The sequence below is a fragment of the Methyloligella solikamskensis genome (assembly GCF_042676065.1).
GTDB classification, from domain to species: domain Bacteria; phylum Pseudomonadota; class Alphaproteobacteria; order Rhizobiales; family Methyloligellaceae; genus Methyloligella; species Methyloligella solikamskensis.
In genome coordinates, this window is sequence record NZ_JBHTJO010000002.1 from 13,776 (window position 1) to 32,207 (window position 18,432).

The window sequence follows — 18,432 nt, forward strand, 5'->3', positions numbered from 1 at the left end:
GGCCGGATTTAAACCCGGCCGGGCCTGGTTGTCTGGCTCTAGCGCGATTTGGCTTTCGTGGCTTCCGCTTCGGCCACATGCTGCTTCACCGACATGAAGCTGTCCGGGGTGACCGAGATGGAGTCGATGCCGCATTCCACCAGGAAGTCGGCGAACTCCGGGTGGTCGCTCGGCGCCTGACCGCAAAGTCCGACCTTGGCGCCGGCCTCGTGAGCGGAGGCGATCACCGTGGAGATCATCCACTTCACCGCCGGGTCCTGCTCGTCGAACAGCTCGATGAGCTCTTCGGAATCCCGGTCCACGCCGAGGGTGAGCTGGGTGAGGTCGTTGGAGCCGATGGAGAACCCGTCGAAGCGTTCCGCGAACGCCTTCGCGCGAACCACATTGGCCGGCAGCTCGCACATCACGTAGACACCGAGCCCGTCCTCGCCGCGCGTCAGCCCGTTCTCGGCCATCACCTCCAGAACCTTGTCGGCTTCCTTGGTGGACCGGCAGAACGGGATCATCACGAGGATGTTCTTGAAGCCCATCTCGTCGCGTAAGCGGCGGATCGCCTGGCATTCCAGCGCGAAGCCCGGCGCGTAGTTCGGCGAGTAGTAGCGCGAGGCGCCCCGGAAGCCGATCATCGGATTGGCCTCCTCGGGCTCGAACCCGCTGCCGCCCAGCAGATTGGCGTATTCGTTGGTCTTGAAGTCGCTCATCCGCACGATCACCGGGTTCGGATAGACGGTAGCCGCGATCCGGGCCAGGCCACGGGAAAGCTGCTCCACGAAATACTGCGGCTTGCTCTCATAGCCGCGGGTCATGGCGTCGATCTCGCGCTTCACCTCTTCGTCTTCGAGCTGGTCGAACTCCACCAGCGCCATGGGATGCACCTTCACATGGTTGGAGATGACGAATTCCATGCGCGCCAGACCCACGCCATCGGCCGGAAGCTGCCACCAGCGCATGGCGGCGGCCGGATTGGCGAGGTTGAGCATGATCTTGGTTTCGGTTTTCGGGATATCCGCGAAATTGAGGGTCTCCTCCTCGAACTCCGCGTCGCCCTCATAGACGAAGCCGTCCTCGCCCTCGGCGCAGGAGACGGTGATGTCCTGCTCGTCATGCAGCACTTCGGTGGCGTCGCCCGTGCCCACGATGGCCGGCAGGCCGAGCTCGCGGCTGACGATGGCCGCGTGGGACGTGCGCCCGCCGCGATCTGTCACCACGGCCGCGGCCCGCTTCATGATCGGCACCCAGTCCGGATCCGTCGTCTCCGTCACCAGGACCGAACCGTCGACGAAGCGGTCGATATCGGAAGGATCGCGGATCAGGCAGACAGGCGCGGAGACCACCTTGCCGCCGATGGCGAGACCGGAGGTGAGCTGGCGCCCCTTCTCGGTGATGCGATAGCGCTTGAAGGAGCCCGTATCGCGCTGGGATTGCACGGTCTCGGGACGCGCCTGGACGATGAACATCTCACCGGTCCGGCCGTCCTTCGCCCACTCCATATCCATGGGGCAGCCGTAATGGCTCTCGATCTCCACCGCCCAGCGGGCAAGGTTGAGGATCTCCTCGTCAGTCAGAACGAAGTTGAGCTGCTCGGCGCGCGAGGTCGGCACGATACGGGTCGGATCTTCGCTATCGCGCGAATAGATCATCTTCTCCAGCTTCGAGCCCCGGCCCTTATGGATGATCGGGGTCAGGTCGGGCTTGTCGAGGAGCGGCTTGAAGACCTGGTAGGCGTCCGGATCGACGGCGCCCTGCACCACGCTCTCGCCCAGCCCCCACGAGCCGTCGATCACCACCAGCTTGTCGAAGCCGGTCTCGGGATCGATGGAGAACATCACGCCGGCCCCGGCCAGGTCGGAGCGCACCATCTGCTGCACGCCGATGGAAAGCGCGACCTTCAGATGGTCGAAGCCCTTGGTTTCGCGATAGCTGATCGCCCGGTCCGTGAAGAGAGAGGCATAGCAGCGGCGGCAGGCGGCGAGCAGCGCCCGGGTCCCGCGAATATTGAGAAAGGTCTCCTGTTGCCCGGCGAAGCTCGCATCGGGCAGATCCTCCGCCGTCGCGCTGGACCGTACGGCCACGTCGCCGGTCTCGCGTCCCATGCGCTGGGAGAGCTCCGCATAGGCAGTCTTGATCGCGTCGGAAATATCCTCCGGCCAGTCGGCGGCCAGGAATGCTTGGCGGATGGCGGAACCGGTCTCGGACAGGGTGGCCTTACCGTCCTGATAGTCGGCCAGGCGCTTCTGGATTTCTTCGTCCAACTGATTGGCTTCGACGAAGCGTCGATAGGCGTCCGATGTCGTGGCAAAACCCGGCGGCACCGGGACCCCGCGGCTCGCCAGGTTGGAGACCATTTCTCCAAGCGATGCGTTCTTGCCGCCGACCGTTGCCACGTCGTCGCGGCCAACCTCATCAAACCACAGGACGGAATTCGTCATGGCGTTTCCTCAAGTTTTTTTATGGCACTCTGCATAGAATGAACAATGCAAGAATGGGCCCAGAGAGCTTGGAGGCGGCTGTAGCAGGAAAGGGGGCAGCGTGCGAATTTTAGTCACTGGGGCGAGTGGATTTATTGGGGCTGCAATTTGCGCGCGTATGATCGCCGAAGGTCATGCCGTCGTGGGCGCTGGAAGGCCTGGCGGGTCACCTCTGCCCCGCGGTCTCGCCTGCGAGGTGACTGTCGATATGGCGCGGGCCAAGTCGCCTGACGACTGGACTCCCCACCTGTGTAACATCGAAGCGGTCGTCAACTGTGCCGGCCTGTTACAAGCCGGATCCGCGGGCACCCCCTCCGATCTCCACATCGCAGGGGTCGATGCGCTCTTCGCGGCCTGCGAGGCCGAAGGGATCCGGCGCATCGTGCATATCTCCGCCCTCGGGGTCGCAGAGGACTCGCCGACGGAGTTCGCTAAGAGCAAACACCAGGGCGACGAGGTCCTGATGACGCGCGACCTCGACTGGGTCGTCCTGCGCCCCTCGGTCGTGCTCGGCCGCTCTGCCTACGGAGGCAGTGCCCTAATCCGCGGCCTGGCCGCGCTTCCCATCCTGCCTCTCATCACGAGGAGCGGACCGCTGCAGGTCGTCGCCCTCGACGATGTGGTCGAGTCGGTCGTGTTCTTCCTGAAGCCGGATGCGCCAAGCCGCCTGGTCCTGGAGCTCGCAGGTCCGGAGCGGCTCAGCTTCGAAGAGGTCGTGGCCGCCTATCGCCGATGGTTCTGCTGGCCGCCCGCCCAAACGGTACGGTTGCCGGATGCCATCGGCTCCCTGCTATTCAGCCTGGGCGATTTCGCTGGCGCTCTCGGCTGGCGCCCGCCCGTGCGCAGCACGGCCCGCAAGGAGATCCTGCGCGGCTCCACCGGCGATCCCGGACCGTGGATGGAAGCGACCGGCATCAAACCGCAATCTCTGAAGCAAATGCTGGAAACCACGCCGCCCTCCGTGCAGGAGCGCTGGTTCGCAAAGCTGTTCTTCCTGAAGCCGCTGACCCTCATCGTCTTCGCCGCCTTCTGGCTCGTCAGCGGCCTGATCGCCTTGGGGCCGGGCTATGCCGAAGGGGTCGAGATCATGGAGTCGGCCGGAACGGGGGCATTGGCCAAGCCCATCGTCATCGGCGGCGCGCTGGCCGACATCGTCTTGGGGCTCGCCATGCTCTACCGGCCGACCGCCCGGCCGGCGCTCATAGCCGCTTTCATCCTCTGCATTCTTTATCTTGTCGTCGGCACGGTCCTTGCCCCGCAAATGTGGTCGACGCCGCTCGGCATCTTCACCAAGGTCGTGCCCATCATGGCCCTAAACCTGGTCGTGCTCGCGCTTCTGGAGGATCGCTGATGGCCCATATGCTTCTCGAATATCTGCACATCATCGGCGCGGCTATTCTGCTCGGCACAGGCATCGGCATCGCGTTCTTCATGCTGCTCGCCCACCGCACGGGAGATCCGGCGACAATCGCCGCGGTCGCGCGCATGGTGGTGATCGCCGACTATGTCTTCACCACCACCGCAGTGATCGCCCAGCCCATCACCGGTATCGCCTTGGCGCTCAGCGCAGGCTACTCTCTGCATCAGGGCTGGATCGTCCTTGCGATCCTGCTCTACCTGGTCACCGGCGCGTTCTGGCTGCCCGTGGTCTGGATGCAGTTGAAGATGCGCGATCTGGCGGAGCAGGCGGTGGAGCAGGGAACGCCGCTGCCGGAGCGTTATCACCGGCTGTTCCGCACCTGGTTCGCTTTTGAATTTCCGGCCTTCGCCGCCGTTCTTGCGATCTACTGGCTGATGATCGCCAAGCCCCAGCTTCCGTTGGTGGGCTGACGCACGCCGCTCAGCTCTGATCGGCCGGCACGTAGTCCTCCGGAATCTCCGGATCGAGGGTGGCCGACATCGGCGTCGTGGTGGCGTAGGTCATGAACGCGCCCTGGGCGTCGTCCGGAATGGCCTGGCCGGTCTGCGCACGCCAGAAGCCGTAAAGCGCGGCCAGGCCTGAGCAAATGCCGATGAAGAGGAACAACCCGCCGGCGCCCATGATGCCCATCATCGCCGCGGCAATCATCGGGCCGAGCGCCGAACCGGCCGAATAGACCAGCACCAGACCGCCGGAGACGCCGACGCGCTCTTCCAGGGGCACCTGATCGTTCACATGGGAGGCGCAGAGCGGATAGAGCGCGAAGCTCGTTCCGCCGAAAAGCATGCCGAGCAGCAGCAGAGCCACGTCGGGCACGTCCACGAAGGTGATGGCGAGCGACACGAAGAATACGGCCGTGAAGCAGCCGATGATCACCATGCGCCGGTCGTACCGGTCGGACAGCCAGCCCAGCGGCCATTGCAGCACGACGCCGCCAAGGATCACCTGGCTCATGAAGAAGGCTGTCGCGGTCAGGGTTAGTCCTAGCCGCGAGGCATAGACCGCGCCCAGGCCGAAGAACGCGCCGAGCATCATGCCGGCAAGCGTCGCGCCCACCAGACCCAGCGGCGAGATGGCGTAGAGCCGGCGGATCGTGGAGCGCGGCTGATAGGTGATGTCGGGCTGCGGAATATGGGTCAGAGCCACAGGCAACACGGCAAGCGACAGGATCACGGCCGCCGCCATGAAGGGCAGGGAGGGAAGCTCGTCCCCCAGATTGAGCAGGAACTGACCGAAGCCCTGGCCCGAATAGAGCGCGATCGTATAGCCGGCCAGGATCGCCCCGCGGGTGGTCATGGTGGCCTTTTCGTGCAGCCAGCTCTCCAGGCAGATATAGACGCCGGCCAAGCAGAACCCGTCGACGAAGCGAAGGAACGACCAGAGCGGCACATCCTGATGGAAGGCGTAGGCCAGGGTGCTCGCCGAGAAGATCGAGACGAAGCTCGCAAAGGCCCGGATATGCCCGACCCGCTGGATGACGTGGGACGCGCGCAGGGAGCCGATCGTCAGCCCGGCGAAGAAGCACGTGGCGACCAAACCGATGAGAAAGGAGGAGACGCCCTCCCGCTCGAGCCGGACACTGAGCAAGGTGGAGAGAAAACCGGTGCCCGCCATCATCATGAAGATGGCCAGCAGCAACGTGCGCACCGGCATAACCGCAGTAAGCATTAGGGAGTAGCGCCGGCGCCTTCCGCCATTTCTTCCTCGTCCATCTCAAGCACTTCGCGCTTCGATGCCTCGGTGCCGGGAATTTCCGTGCCGCGCAACGATTCGCCGGCCGTCTCCACAACAAAGAGCAGGGAGATGGCGCCGATCACGCAGGCCGCCATCATCAGATAGGCGGGCACCAGGAAATTACCGGTCTCGTCGATGAGCCATTCGTTGAAAGCCGGAGCCGTGCCACCGAACAGCGACGTGGAGACGTTGTAGGCGATGGCGAATCCGGCGAAGCGCACCTGAGTAGGAAACATCGCCGGAAATGTGGCCGAGATGGTGGAGAGCTGCGGCACATAAAGCAGGCCGAGCACCGCAAAGCCCACGATTGCGCCGGTTAGCGAGGTCGCCATGAGCTGGTAGAGCGGGATAACCGCGACGAAGAGTCCGATCAGCGAGAACCACCAGAGCGGCTTGCGGCCTATTCTGTCGGACAGATGTCCGAAGAAGGGAAGGAAGATCATCATGAACAGCATGCCGAGGATCGGCACCACCAGGGCCTCGTCCGTGGAAAGCCCGAGCTCGGTGCCGAGATAGGTCGGCATGTAGCTGAGCAGCGTGTAGTTCACCACGTTCAGCGCGATGACCATGCCGCCCATGGTGAGCAGGATGGGCCAGTATTCCGAGATCAGATCGCCCAGCTCGCCGACGACCGTCTTCTCCTGCTCGCCATGCTCCTCGATTTCCTCGAAGACCGGCGTGTCCTCCATCTTCGACCGGAGATAGACGCCGACGAAGCCGAGCGGTGCGGCCACCAGGAAGGGCAGCCGCCAGCCCCAATCGTGCATGGTCTCCGTGCCGAGCAGCAGCGAGAAGCCGAGCATCATCAAAGCGCCGGCGGAGAAACCGCCAAGCGTGCCGAATTCCAGGAAGCTGCCACAGAGCCCACGCTTATCGTCGGGCGCGTATTCGGCCATGAAGGTCGCCGCGCCGCCATACTCGCCGCCGGTCGAGAAACCCTGCAGCATGCGCAGCACGATCAGCATGATCGGCGCCCAAATGCCGATTGTCTCGTAGGACGGAACCAGCCCGATCAGGAACGTGCACCCGGACATCATCAGGATCGTCAGCGCAAGGATCTGCTTCCGGCCCAAAGTGTCGCCGAGCGGCCCCCAGAAGAAGCCGCCGAACGGCCGGACCAGGAAGGAGATCGCGAAGGTCGCCAGCGCGAACAGCGTGGCTTCCTTGGTATCGCCGGGAAAGATCGCCGTGGAGATATAGGTCACGCCATAGGCGTAGATCCCGTAGTCGAACCACTCGGTCGCATTGCCGATGGACGAGGCAGCGATGGCCCGCCGCAGCACGCCAGGCGGTGCGGCTTCGTCCGTTCCGGGATGTGGATGATGCGGATGCTGTTCGCCCTGGCTCATATGCGTCCCCCTTAGGTTTCACCTTGGGTTTCCCCTCGGCTTTGCCGGCCGCGCGCACGTGTCGCCAGCGAATTTGAATCGCGCCCAGCATGGGCACATCGCCATGCCAGTGCAAATCTCAGCCCTCGGCGAGGGCCTCTTCGGCGTCGTCTCTGCGCCGCTTCGTCATCGGGCTGGATATGAAAAGTCCGATCAGCACGCCGATCACCAGCCCTGGCAGTCCTTCGAAGATCATCTCGTGCAGGCCCACATGGCGCCAATAGAGGGCCACGGCCACGCCGGCGAACATCATCAGGATGGCGCCCCATTCGGAGACCCTGCGCCCCAGGGCGTAGACGATAAGGAGCGGGCCGAACGCCACGCCAAGCGTCGACCAGGACAGCACGACGAGATCGAAGACGCTCTGATTGCCGCCCAGCGCGATTACCAGGGCCAGGGAAGTCACCAGCGCCGTTGCGCCCTTCAGGATCCAGGGGTGCTCTAGCCGTCCGGGCACGATGTCATGGGTCAAGGAGGCGGAGCAGCTCAGCACAAGAGAGTCGGCGGTCGAGATGGTCGCCGCAAAAATACCGGCAAGCACCACGCCCACCAGCACCGGCGGCAGCACCTTGTCCGCCATAGTCGGCAGGGCGAGCTCGGGGTCGAGATTTGCCAGATCGGGCAGGTAGAGGCGGGCCAGCATGCCGACGCCCGTGGCCAGCGCGTAGAACACTGTGAAGAAGGTGTAGTACCAGACCCGGGCCCGGACCATGCTGTCGGCGCTGTCCAGCGCCATGAAGCGGACCATGATATGGGGCTGGCCGATGACGCTTAAACCGGCGAAGAGCCAGCCGACGGCGAACATCAGGATGCCGGCGATGCCGGGCACCAACATGTCGGGGGGCGTGAGGTCGAAGAAGCCGGGGATCTCGCGCCAGGCCTCAAAGGTCGCGCTCCATCCGCCAAGCGCCTGAATTCCGGCGATGAAGAGCACCGTCATGGCCACGAGCATGACGAGGCTCTGGGCGACATCGGTCCAGATCGAGGCGCGGATTCCGCCGGCGATGCTGTAGGAGAGCACCATGGCTGCGACCATCCAGGCGCCGGTCTCAGGCTCCCAGCCGAGCGTGCCCTGCAAAGCCTTGCCGCCCGCCGCGATCTGGGCGGCGGCGTAGGAGCCGAGAAACACGATGGTCATGAAGGCCGCGAGACGGCGCCAGATCGGCATATCGCCGCCGCTCCAGCGGGCCATCACCGCGCTGAAGGAGGCTTCCCGCGTCCGCTCCGTGGCGTGGCGCAGCCGGCCGTGAACATAGAGAGAAGCGAGAAAGTCGCCGAGGATCCAGCCCACCATGAGCCAGACGGCCGCCAGCCCGACCGCATAGGTGTAGCCGATCACGCCGATGAACATGTAGCCGCTGTTGTTGGTGGCAACAGCCGACAGTGCGACAACCGAGGGCGGGACCTGGCTACTGGCGAGGTAATAGTCCTCGCGAGACTTCCGGGCGTGTCTCGCCGAGGAAAGGCCCACGGCGAGGAAAAGCAGCAGAAAGAAAATGAAGCTGGCGAGGACCATTACGCCGCTTCGCGTTTCCCCCCGATATCCCCTTCTTCGATCAGAGCGCTATGCAAGGTGCGCACGGCGGTCTCGTAATCGGCCGGATCGAGGATGAACTGAACGTCCACGTTGCGGATCTGATACTGCAGCGCCATCACGTCGACATCCGCCTTGAGCAGCACCTCCAGCGCCCGCGGGACGAGGCCGGGGCCACCGAGATCACTGCCGATCACCGCAACCATGCAGACCGGCTGGGACGAGATCGCCGCGGCCGGGAACTTCTCGTCCAGATCGGCGACCACGCGGTCAACCGTGGCGCTGTCGCTGGAGAGATAGTGGGTGATGGTGTTGGCGTTGGAGCACTTGCTAACGATCCAGGCCTTGTGACGGGTCAGCGCATCAAGGATGCCGGAGTCGTAGCCCTTCTCACCGACCATATCCTGCTCGAAGAACTGCAGCGCGAACATGGAGCGCACGCCGGCGATGATCTCCACCTTCGGCTTGTCCGAGACATAGTCGCCCTGGATCAGGGTGCCTTCGTCCTCGCGGTCGAACGTGTTCTGGACCCGCAGCGGAATATCCGCCTGGCGAAGCCCACGGCCTGCGCGGGGGTGGATCGCCTCCATGCCGAGATTGGCGAGCTGGTCGGCAACGTCATAGTTGGTGCGGCCGATCTTGCGCGCCTTGTCCTCGCCGACAAGCTTCGGATCGGCGCTGGAAAGATGGAATTCCTTATGGATGATCGCCTCGCGGGCGTCCGTCAGAACGGCGATGCGCGAGAAGGTCATCTCTGAATAGCCGCGGGCATAGCGGCTCACCATGCCGCCCTCGCAGCCGGCATAGCCGGTCACGATGGGAAGCTGGGTGGTCAAATCTATATTGTCCAGCTCCCGGCGGATCCGCTGATCGAGGCTCATCACATCGCGATCGTGCCAGCCCGTCAGATCGACGAAGACCGCATTCACGTCGCGGTCTCGCAGCAGAAGCGCGGTGCAATAGGCGCTGTGCGCCTCGCCGATGCCGGCCAGCATCTCCTGCATGGTTGAGAGCTGCTCGGTGAGACGGAAGCGTCCGTGGGAGCGCAGCCGGTCGAGATCGTCCAGGCAGGCCCGGGCGCCGTCGATCCGCTCGTTCACGAAGCGGTCCGCCTCGATCAGGCGCTCAGGCCGGGCGAACATCTCCGCGTTGCGGGCATGCATGGCGTTGCGCACATTCTCCAGCGCTTCCCGCCAGGGATGCTCCCGGTCGTTCTTTGCGAACGCCGAATGAACGCCGGCTTCGCCTGTCTTTTTGTTCTTCAGAAGAAGGTTTGTCATGCCGGCATACGCCGAAACGACGAAGATCCTGTTGTAGAGCTCCGGGCCCTTTCGACCAGCGATCAGCACATTGTCAAAGACCGTCTGGGTGGCGGAGATAGAGGTTCCGCCGATTTTCTCGACGCTATGCTGTCCTGTCATGCAGCCTGCTCCGTAAGTCGTCCCGCGATGGGATAAATGGGATGAACCTCGCGCGCAGCCAGAAGACCCGGCCGGGCAGGGCTGGCGGCAAACGGTTCAGCGAGTTGGTTTGAGCCCGCATTATACACGAAGAACGCGTTCGCCGGAGGGTGCCGCGTCATATTGCCAGCGGACCTATGCACTCTATGGCAGCCGAATATGACAGCGGTTCGAGGATCGGTCCTCCCTCTCACCGCAGCTTCCGCCGCCCAGCGGGATCGGTAACTGTCTCTCATGACAATCTTCCCTGTGTGCAGTGGATAGTGAAAGTCGAATGGCAATTCAGCCTTAAGAGACTGCGTCCTCCTCATCGAGATCGGCCGGATACGCGCCGTTCTCGTCGTGGACTTCTCTGCCGGAGACCGGCGGATTGAACACGCACGCGCAGATGATATCGGTCTCGGGGCGGAGTATGTGCTTGTCGTGATTGTTCAGCGCGTACATCGTGCCAGGCTCCAGCGTGTGGGTCTCACCCGTGCCGAGATCCTCGATCGTGCCGTGACCCTCGATCACGTACACGGTCTCCAGATGGTTCGTGTAATGCAGGTGCAGCTCCGCGCCCGCGTAGAGCGTCGTGATGTGGAAGGAGAAGCCCATGCCGTCCTTCTTCAACTGCATGCGGGCGCTCTCCCACCCGTCGCTCTTCACATTCGCGTCCGAGGCGCGGATGTCCGATAGCTTACGAACAAGCATGAATTTCCCTCTTACTCTGCTGCGACTTTAACCGGACCGCCGAGCACCTCGTCGACGCTCTCTTCGATGATGTCGAGACCGGTCTTCAGGTTCTCGTCGTCGATGACCAGGGCGACCAGGATCTTGACCACTTCGCTGTCGGCGCCGCTGGTCTCGATGATCAGACCGCGTTCGAAGCACTTCTGGGTCACTGCACCGGCAAGCTCGCCGTTCTCCATGGCCACGCCGCGCATCATGCCGCGGCCGCGGGTCTCTAGCCCGTGCTTCTGGGCGATCGCCTCAAGCCGGTCCTTCATGATCTTGTCGCGGCGCTTCACGTCGTTGACCAGCTTATCGTTGGTCCAGAACTCCTTGAAGGCCGCCGTGGCGGTCACGAAGGCGTGGTTGTTGCCGCGGAACGTGCCGTTGTGTTCCGCCGGCGACCAGATATCGAGCTCAGGCTTGATCAGCGCCACCGCGAACGGCAGGCCGTAGCCGGAAAGCGATTTCGCCTGGGTGATGATGTCCGGATTGATGCCTGACTCCTCGAAGCTGAAATAGCTGCCCATACGGCCACAGCCAGCCTGGATATCGTCGACGATCAGCAGTGCGCCGTGCTTCTTGGCAATGTCGGCGATCTTGCGCAGCCACTCGTCGGAACAGGCGTTCAGCCCGCCTTCGCCCTGCACCGTCTCAAGGATGATGGCGGCCGGTTTGTCGAGGCCGCTGGACGGATCGGAAAGCCGATGATCGAGCTGCTCGGCCGTATCCACATCCGGACCGAAATACCCGTCATAGGGTTCGTGGGAGACATCGCCCAGGGAGACGCCAGCGCCGGCCCGCTTCTTCACGTTACCGGTGGCGGCGAGCGCGCCGAGGGTCATACCGTGGAAGCCGTTGGTGAAGGCGATGATCTGGGAGCGCTCGGTCACCTTGCGCGCCAGCTTGATCGCAGCTTCCACCGCGTTGGTGCCGGTCGGACCGGTGAACATCACGCGATGGTCCATATTGCGCGGCTTCAGGATGATCTCCTCGTAGGCCTCCAGGAACTCGTTCTTGGCCTTGGTGTGAAGGTCCATGGCGTGGGCAACGCCGTCGCGCTCGATATACTCAAGCAGCGCCTTCTTCATCACCGGGTGGTTATGGCCGTAGTTGAGCGAGGAGCAGCCGGCCAGGAAGTCGAGATAGCGGCCGCCCTGCTCGTCATACATCCAGACGTCCTGGGCCTTGTCGAACTCGCGTGGAATGGCGCGCGAATAGCTGCGAACGATGGACTCGCGGCGCTCATAAATGTCGGTGTTGGGTTTATCGGGGCTGGGATTGGGTGTCTCGGTCATCGTGATCTTCCTTTGCCTCGTCTCTCAATGTGTTCAGCGCTCTAATCGTTTAGCGCTCTATGTGTTCAGCGGGCCGATCGTCGCCTGCCACTCCGTATCGTGCTTTCCGGCGAAATGCTTCTCGCGCTCGAAGAGAGGAGCCTTGGATAGAGTCATCCCGTTCTTCTCCGCGAAGCCTCCGAACATGGCCCAGGAGGCGGCATTGTCTTCGGTGACCGTCGTTATCAACGCGGTGCAGCCACGGACAGCGGGGCGGGAAACAAGCTCGTTGAGCATCCGCCCTCCAAGACCTTCGCCGCGCGCGGACTTGTTGACCGCGACCTGCCAGACGAAAATCTGATCCGGATTGCTCGGGGGCCTGTATCCGGAAATCCAACCCACCAACTCGCCGTCCCGTTCCGCGACCACGCAGGTGTCCGCGAAATGCGTGCATTGGAGCAGGTTACAATATGCCGAATTTGTGTCGAGCGGCGGGCAGTTGGCTATGAGCTCCGTGACGTCAGGCCCATCCTCCGGGCACGCCGTCCGAAACTGTATCTCCCCCTTCGAGGAGCTTGCTTGTGCCGCGCCTTCCCCCTGGGGATGGCTAGCATTCACCGATCTGAAATCGCTGATGTTTCCTCTCCCAAATACGCATACGCCAAAAATTCACAAAGCATACGGCTTGAGTAATTGAGCTTTAGATACGCAAGCCGCCAGTTCATTTCAACCGCGCGGCCTCCCGCCGCAGGGTTGTCGAACGTTCAAAAGAGGCCGAAATCTGCCAAAAATCAGGCGCTGCGCTGCACAATCTTGGGTGTAATCTCTGTTGGCAAACAATGTGTAAACCGGAATGGCTCGCAGAGCCCGCCTCATCCGGGTGGAAGGTAGACGAAGCAGAAAAATAATCTGGAAGACTGCTTCTTTTGGAGGCACGGACCCACCCAGCAGGACTGAATCCGGCCCCGATCGCGGCCACCGTGCCCATTCGAGGCCAAGCTCCGAAATTCGCTTGCAACGCTTCTAGCGATCTGCGAAGAGCCGCGCTCCGGTCAGTTCGACAAGGCGCGTTTCGCCGGCAAGGAAGTGTTTCGATGGAAGAATGGGTCGAAGAAACCCTCCATCCCGGCATGCGCTTCGGCCTGAAGGCCGACCGGGTCCTTCACGACAGCAAGACCGACCGGCAGCATCTCGTAATTTTCGAGCATGGCCGGCTGGGCAAGGTGATGAGCCTCGACGGCGTCGTCCGGCTCACCACGGCGTGCGCCTTCGTCCATCATGAGATGATCGCCCATCTGCCACTGCTGGCCCATGGCCGGGCCGAGAGCATGCTCATCGTCGGCGGGGGAGACGGCGGCGCCCTGCGCGAAGCCCTCAAGCACAAATCTCTGCAGCACGTCACACTGGTCGAGACCGGCCAAGGCCTCATCGATCTGAGCCGTGAGCATTTTCCGGAAGTCTCGGCGGGCGCCTTCGACGACCCGCGCGCCGAGGTCGTTATCTCCGACATCGCTGATTTCGTATTGAAGACCGACCGCCGCTTCGATGTGATCGTTGTGGATTCCACCAAGCCCCTTGCCCCGGAGGTCTACGCCGGCTGCAAACGCGTTCTGAACGACGGCGGCATCATGGTGACCCGGAGCGGCACGCCTTTCCTGGACGGGGCACGGCTTACTGAAAGCGTGAAGGCCTTGCACGGCCTATTCCGGGATGCCTCCGCCTACCTCGCCGCGCTACCCACCGGCCCCGGCGGCGCGACCGCCTATGGCTGGGCCACCGACAGCCTGGCCCTTCGGCGCCTGAGCCGGGACGTCATCTGCACCCGCTTCAAGGAGGCCGGGCTGCAGACCCTCTACTACAATCCGGATATCCACATCGCGGCCTTTGCGCTGCCGGGCTATGTCCGCGCGCTGATCGAGGCGTAATAAGCGCTTCTTAAGTGCGCCGCGTGCTAGGCTGCCGACCCAGTCTGGTGGAGGCCGTGATGCTGAAGGTTCTCGGATTTGTCGCTGCACTTCTGGTCGCCGTGCCCGCTTTTGCGCTGCCCGCGCCGCTCAGCGAGAAGGAGCTGACCGAGCAAAGCGACCTCGTCGCCCTGATCGAGGTGCTCTCTGTCACCTCCGTGGGCGCGCTGCCCGACATGGAGACCCGCCAAGCCCTGCTCTTTTATCACGCCAAGGCAAAGGTGCTGGAGGTGAAGAAGGGCGACGTGAAGCCCGGCACGATCATCACCATCGAGTTTCGCGAAGTGCCGGAGGATATCGTCGGCCGCTGGGAGGTCTCCTACTACGCGGGCGAAGAGCTCTGGACCTATCTGAAGAAGCGTGGCGGAAACTATCGCGCCACCGCCTGGAACGCCCGCGGCGAGCAGGTCCGCCCGGCCGTCAGCAACAAGCTACCCGCCCAGCCGGGACAGACAATCAGCGCCGAATAGAGGCTCCGTCAGTCGTCATTTCGGCCCCCGAGCCCGAAGCACAGCGCCCGTCATCCCGGCGCAAGCCGGATCCAGGAATTGGTTCAGAGCTCCGGGCTGGATGCCGGCTTTCGCCGGCATGACGCCTCAGTGATCGGCCACGACCGCGCCTAGAGCCGGCCGAAGCGCGGCAGCTCGCCCACCAGCGGCTCGCAATACTCGTAGAACGCTTCCGTCACGTCGTTGCTGCCGGAGATGAAATCCGCCGGCATATGGCGCGTATGCCGCGCGACGTTGGAGAGGTTGGTCTGAGAGCAGGCGCTGCGATAGCCCGTCCCGTTGCCGCTCCGGACCAGGATCACCGAGGCGTGGCTCTCGCCCTTGGCCGCAAGCTCCGCCGCATAGCGTCCCACGGCGCGCGCCTCTTCCGCATCGACCGCCGACGGCACGGGCCAGCAGCGCTGCAGATAGCCGAACGTATCGGCGCGGACGCGCGGCGCCTTTCCGCCCTCAGGGGTCAGCCCTTTCTTCACCAGATCCGAGAGCCCGTCGCCCAGGGCGCCGGTGCCGGAGAGCTGGATATTGCCGTGGGCATCGCGCTCCGCATTGGCTGCAAGCTGCGGTCCGATCTCCTCGCCCTTCTCGTTGCAGATGCCCTCGCTTACCGCGATCTGGCAGCGGCCGAGTTTGGAATAGACCGCATCCACATCGGCCAGGAAGCGTTCGGTGGAGAAAGGCACTTCGGGCAGGTAGATCAGATGGGCGGCATGGTAGCGGGAGGGCTCATCCGCTCCGCGGCTGTCGCCGCGGGCCAGCGCCGCCGCCGCGGTGAGGAAACCCGCATGCCGGCCCATGATCACGTTGATCTTGATGCCGTCGAGGCTCGCATTGTCCATGGAGTCCCCCATGAACGCCATGGTCACGAAGCGCGCCGCGGACGGGAAGCCCGGCGTGTGGTCGTTCTCTTTCAGATCGTTGTCGATCGTCTTCGGCACGTGGAAGCAGCGCATCTCGTAGCCGGCCTCCGCCGCCTTCTCGCTGACGATGCGGCAGGTGTCGGCGGAATCGTTGCCGCCGATATAGAAGAAGTAGCGGATGTCGTGGCGCTTGCAGCCTTCCAGGATGCGTTCGCAATAAGCCTCGTCCGGCTTGTCCCGGGTGGAGCCAAGCGCGGAGGAGGGGGCGCGCGCGATCGCCTCCAGTTTGTTCTCGTCGATTGCAGAGAGGTCGATCAGCCCGTCATCGCCTTCCGCGATCAGGCCGCGGACTCCGTGGCGCATGCCGAGGATCTTCTTCACCTGGCCGGAACTCGCGAGCCCCGCCTTCAGCCCCTCGATCACGCCCACCAAGGATTGATTGATCACCGCCGTCGGTCCGCCCGACTGGCCGATCGCCGCATTTCCGGAAATCAGGTCCGCCACGTAAATCCCCCATGCATCCGCAAGGTCCAAAAGAGCCGAGACAATGCCCGGCAGGAGCGCGAGTGGCAAGACGGTCGGGGGCAAGCAAGGTGCTTGCTCCACGTCATCCTGAGAGCCTGTCCCGGACTTGATCCGAGATGCGAGCGAAACGAGTCTCGAAGGACGACGTGGCCCATGCTCCGAGGCACGCCCTTGGCGTGCACATCAGCATGGCGGCCCCAGACCTACCCCGGCAATCGCAGCAGGTGCAGGCTGAACAGAGCGTTGTCGTCCACCCAGAGCGCCGCGTGTCGCCAGCCGGCGTCGGTCGCCAGCAGACGGAATTCCGGCAGGGTGTATTTGTGGGAGTTCTCCGTGTGGAGCCGCTCGCCTTCCGCGAAATCGAACCGTTCGCCCAGCACGCTCACCCGTTGGGCGGCTTGGCTCACCAGATGCATCTCCACCCGGCCATGCTCGGTATTGAACACGGCATCGTGCTCGAACAGGTCGAGATCGAACGTCCCTTCCAGTTCGCGATTGATGCGCTGCAGGAGATTGAGATTGAACTCCGCCGTCACGCCTTTCGCGTCGTTATAGGCGGGGAGCAGGATATCCAGCGGCTTCTTTAGATCGACCCCGATCAGGAACGCCGAGCCAGGGCCGAGAGACTCCGCCGCGTTGGCCAGGAACTTCCGCGCTTCCGGCTTGGTCAGGTTGCCGATGGTCGAGCCGGAGAAGAAGCCGAGCTTGAAGCGCTTGGCCAAGTTGCCGGGAAGATCCACCGGCCGGGTGAAATCCGCCACCAGCGGCTGGATGTCGAGATCCGGAAAACGCGCATCCAGCGCCTCCTTCGCCTGGGCCAGGCACGTCGCTTCGATATCCATGGGCACATAGGTCTGAAGCGCTTCGAGCGCCTCGATCAGCAGCACCGTCTTGCGGCTGGAGCCCGAGCCGAACTCGACCAACGCCTCCGCCGGGCCGATCTGCTCGGACATGTCTGCACCGTAGGCGTCAAGCAGCGCGATCTCCGTGCGGGTTGGATAATACTCGTCGAGATCGGTGATCTCCTCGAACAGCGCCGAGCCCCGCGCGTCATAGAGGAAACGCGAAGGGATCGCCTTGTCGTCGAGGGAAAGCCCCTCGAGAACGGCTTCGGCGAACTCCGTCAGCTCCGGCGGCAGACCGCCGCTCGCAAGCCGGTCGCGCCGCGCCCGTGTAGAAGTCGTCGCGGTCGCTTCTTTCGAATTGCTATTCATTACGCATCGGCCGCAAGTCGGAGGCCGGTGAACTGCCAGCGTTGGAAGGGATAGAAGAAGTTCCGGTAGGTCCGGCGGATATGGCCCTCCGGCGTGGCGCACGAGCCACCTTTCAGCACGAACTGATTGCACATGAACTTGCCGTTATATTCGCCGACCGCACCGACCGCCGGCTTGAATCCCGGATAGGGCAGGTAGGCGCTGGCCGTCCATTCCCAGACATCGCCATACATCTGCTGCAGGCCGTCCGCCTTCGGATCGGCAGGCATGGGACGAAGATGATCGGCGCCAAGCGTCCGGCCCTTCACGGGCAGGTCTTCAGCGGCAAGCTCCCATTCGAACTCGCTCGGCAGGCGCTTGCCGGCCCAGCGGGCGAACGCGTCTGCTTCGAAATAGCTGACATGGGTGACGGGCGCTGCCGGATCGACAGGGCGATAGCCGAGCAGCGTCATCTGCATGAAGCCGCCTTCTGCCTCGTCCCAATAGAGCGGGCCTTTCCAGCCCCTACGGTTCACCCGGGACCAGCCGTCTGAGAGCCAGAGCGTCGAGGTCTCGTAGCCGCCATCCTCGATGAACTCGATCCACTCCTTGTTGGTCACGCAGCGATTGGCGATCCGGAAGGGCCGGATCAACTCTTCATGGCGCGGCCCTTCATTGTCGTAGAAGAACCCGTCGCCTGCATGACCGAACTCGTGAATGCCGCCCTCGAAGGATGTCCAGGTGAGTTCGCCCGGCGCATCGGCCGCGACGCCCATCTTGGCTTCGCGATAGGCCGGCTTAAGCGGCTCTTCGGCGAACAGGGCCAGGATGTCGGTGAGAAGCAGCTCCTGATGTTGCTGCTCGTGATTGATGCCCAGCTCCACGAGCGCCCGGGCGTCCTCGGGCAAATCCACCTCGGTGAACATCCGCTCCAGCGCCTCGTCCACATAGGCGCGGTAGCTGCGGACCTCGGCGGCAGAGGGCCGTGTCAGCAGCCCGCGCTTATCCCGCGGCTGCCGGTCGCCGACCGTGTCGTAATAGGAGTTGAAACAGTACTCGAAATTCTCGTCATAGACCCGGTACCCGGGGAGGAATGAGCGCAGCACGAAGGCTTCGAAGAACCAGGTGATATGGGCCAAATGCCACTTGGTGGGGCTGGCATCGGGATTCGCCTGAACGACCTGATCCTCGTCGCTCAACGGTGCGGCCAGGTCGAGAGACACTCGTCTGGTCTCCATCAACCGGCGGAAAAGCTGATCGTTTTCAGGGGTGGTGGCCTGGCTTTGGGGTCCGGCCGGAACCGCTTCGCTGATGCTCAATCTTGCCTCCTTGCCCATCCCCCGGCAGGAAGCCTAACAAGGGCATGCGCACTTCTCAAAGAATGTTAGGCGC

General features: G+C 63.4%; 15 protein-coding genes. 4 read left to right on the forward strand and 11 right to left on the reverse strand.

Annotated elements, in window-relative coordinates; all coding sequences use genetic code 11:
• Window positions 1-38: 38 nt before the first annotated feature.
• On the reverse strand, window positions 39-2,429 hold the full coding sequence (ppsA, locus tag ACFQ2F_RS13085; RefSeq protein WP_379090769.1) for a phosphoenolpyruvate synthase: 2,391 nt from the start codon (window positions 2,427-2,429) through the stop codon (window positions 39-41).
• Between the two features lie 100 nt (window positions 2,430-2,529).
• Here ppsA and ACFQ2F_RS13090 point away from each other — a divergent pair, with 100 nt between their 5' ends.
• Together ACFQ2F_RS13090 and ACFQ2F_RS13095 are read left to right on the forward strand one after the other, a co-directional pair.
• Complete coding sequence (locus tag ACFQ2F_RS13090) at window positions 2,530-3,819, forward strand: SDR family oxidoreductase (protein WP_379090771.1); 1,290 nt, start codon at window positions 2,530-2,532, stop codon at window positions 3,817-3,819.
• Window positions 3,819-4,298 carry a DUF2269 family protein gene (locus ACFQ2F_RS13095; protein ID WP_379090772.1) on the forward strand — a complete coding sequence of 160 codons (480 nt, stop codon included), beginning with the start codon at window positions 3,819-3,821 and terminating at the stop codon, window positions 4,296-4,298. The genes ACFQ2F_RS13090 and ACFQ2F_RS13095 overlap by 1 nt, the downstream gene beginning before the upstream one ends.
• A 10-nt stretch (window positions 4,299-4,308) precedes the next feature.
• On the opposite strand, the gene ACFQ2F_RS13100 is transcribed toward ACFQ2F_RS13095, so the two are convergent.
• The 7 genes from ACFQ2F_RS13100 to ectA form a co-directional block, all read right to left on the reverse strand.
• A complete protein-coding gene (locus ACFQ2F_RS13100; RefSeq protein WP_379090774.1) occupies window positions 4,309-5,556 on the reverse strand; it encodes an MFS transporter in 1,248 nt (415 codons plus the stop codon).
• On the reverse strand, window positions 5,556-6,971 hold the full coding sequence (locus ACFQ2F_RS13105) for an MFS transporter (RefSeq protein WP_379090776.1): 1,416 nt from the start codon (window positions 6,969-6,971) through the stop codon (window positions 5,556-5,558). The genes ACFQ2F_RS13100 and ACFQ2F_RS13105 overlap by 1 nt, the downstream gene beginning before the upstream one ends.
• Window positions 6,972-7,089: 118 nt before the next feature.
• Window positions 7,090-8,526 carry a sodium/proline symporter gene (locus ACFQ2F_RS13110; RefSeq protein ID WP_379090778.1) on the reverse strand — a complete coding sequence of 479 codons (1,437 nt, stop codon included), beginning with the start codon at window positions 8,524-8,526 and terminating at the stop codon, window positions 7,090-7,092.
• The gene (locus ACFQ2F_RS13115; RefSeq protein ID WP_379090779.1) at window positions 8,526-9,965 is read right to left on the reverse strand and encodes an aspartate kinase; all 1,440 of its coding nucleotides are present in this window, start codon (window positions 9,963-9,965) and stop codon (window positions 8,526-8,528) included. Before ACFQ2F_RS13115 ends, ACFQ2F_RS13110 begins: the two co-directional genes overlap by 1 nt.
• 327 nt (window positions 9,966-10,292) lie before the next feature.
• A complete protein-coding gene (locus ACFQ2F_RS13120; protein ID WP_379090781.1) occupies window positions 10,293-10,697 on the reverse strand; it encodes an ectoine synthase in 405 nt (134 codons plus the stop codon).
• Window positions 10,698-10,708: 11 nt separating this feature from the next.
• Window positions 10,709-12,013, reverse strand: a complete 1,305-nt coding sequence (gene ectB, locus ACFQ2F_RS13125) for a diaminobutyrate--2-oxoglutarate transaminase (protein ID WP_379090782.1) — start codon at window positions 12,011-12,013, stop codon at window positions 10,709-10,711.
• A gap of 57 nt (window positions 12,014-12,070) precedes the next feature.
• On the reverse strand, window positions 12,071-12,610 hold the full coding sequence (ectA, locus tag ACFQ2F_RS13130) for a diaminobutyrate acetyltransferase (protein WP_379090783.1): 540 nt from the start codon (window positions 12,608-12,610) through the stop codon (window positions 12,071-12,073).
• Between the two features lie 476 nt (window positions 12,611-13,086).
• Here ectA and speE point away from each other — a divergent pair, with 476 nt between their 5' ends.
• Together speE and ACFQ2F_RS13140 are read left to right on the forward strand one after the other, a co-directional pair.
• Complete coding sequence (gene speE, locus ACFQ2F_RS13135; protein WP_379090785.1) at window positions 13,087-13,917, forward strand: polyamine aminopropyltransferase; 831 nt, start codon at window positions 13,087-13,089, stop codon at window positions 13,915-13,917.
• A 59-nt stretch (window positions 13,918-13,976) separates the two neighbouring features.
• The gene (locus ACFQ2F_RS13140; protein ID WP_379090786.1) at window positions 13,977-14,426 is read left to right on the forward strand and encodes a hypothetical protein; all 450 of its coding nucleotides are present in this window, start codon (window positions 13,977-13,979) and stop codon (window positions 14,424-14,426) included.
• 149 nt (window positions 14,427-14,575) lie between these two features.
• On the opposite strand, the gene ACFQ2F_RS13145 is transcribed toward ACFQ2F_RS13140, so the two are convergent.
• The 3 genes from ACFQ2F_RS13145 to egtB all read right to left on the reverse strand — a co-directional run bounded on the left by ACFQ2F_RS13145 (window position 14,576) and on the right by egtB (window position 18,359).
• Entirely contained in the window at window positions 14,576-15,826 is a 1,251-nt protein-coding gene (locus ACFQ2F_RS13145; RefSeq protein ID WP_379090787.1) for a 6-phosphofructokinase, read from the reverse strand.
• A 224-nt stretch (window positions 15,827-16,050) separates the two neighbouring features.
• Window positions 16,051-17,061 carry an L-histidine N(alpha)-methyltransferase gene (gene egtD, locus ACFQ2F_RS13150; RefSeq protein WP_379090789.1) on the reverse strand — a complete coding sequence of 337 codons (1,011 nt, stop codon included), beginning with the start codon at window positions 17,059-17,061 and terminating at the stop codon, window positions 16,051-16,053.
• The gene (gene egtB, locus ACFQ2F_RS13155; RefSeq protein WP_379090791.1) at window positions 17,061-18,359 is read right to left on the reverse strand and encodes an ergothioneine biosynthesis protein EgtB; all 1,299 of its coding nucleotides are present in this window, start codon (window positions 18,357-18,359) and stop codon (window positions 17,061-17,063) included. Before egtB ends, egtD begins: the two co-directional genes overlap by 1 nt.
• Window positions 18,360-18,432 lie beyond the last annotated feature (73 nt).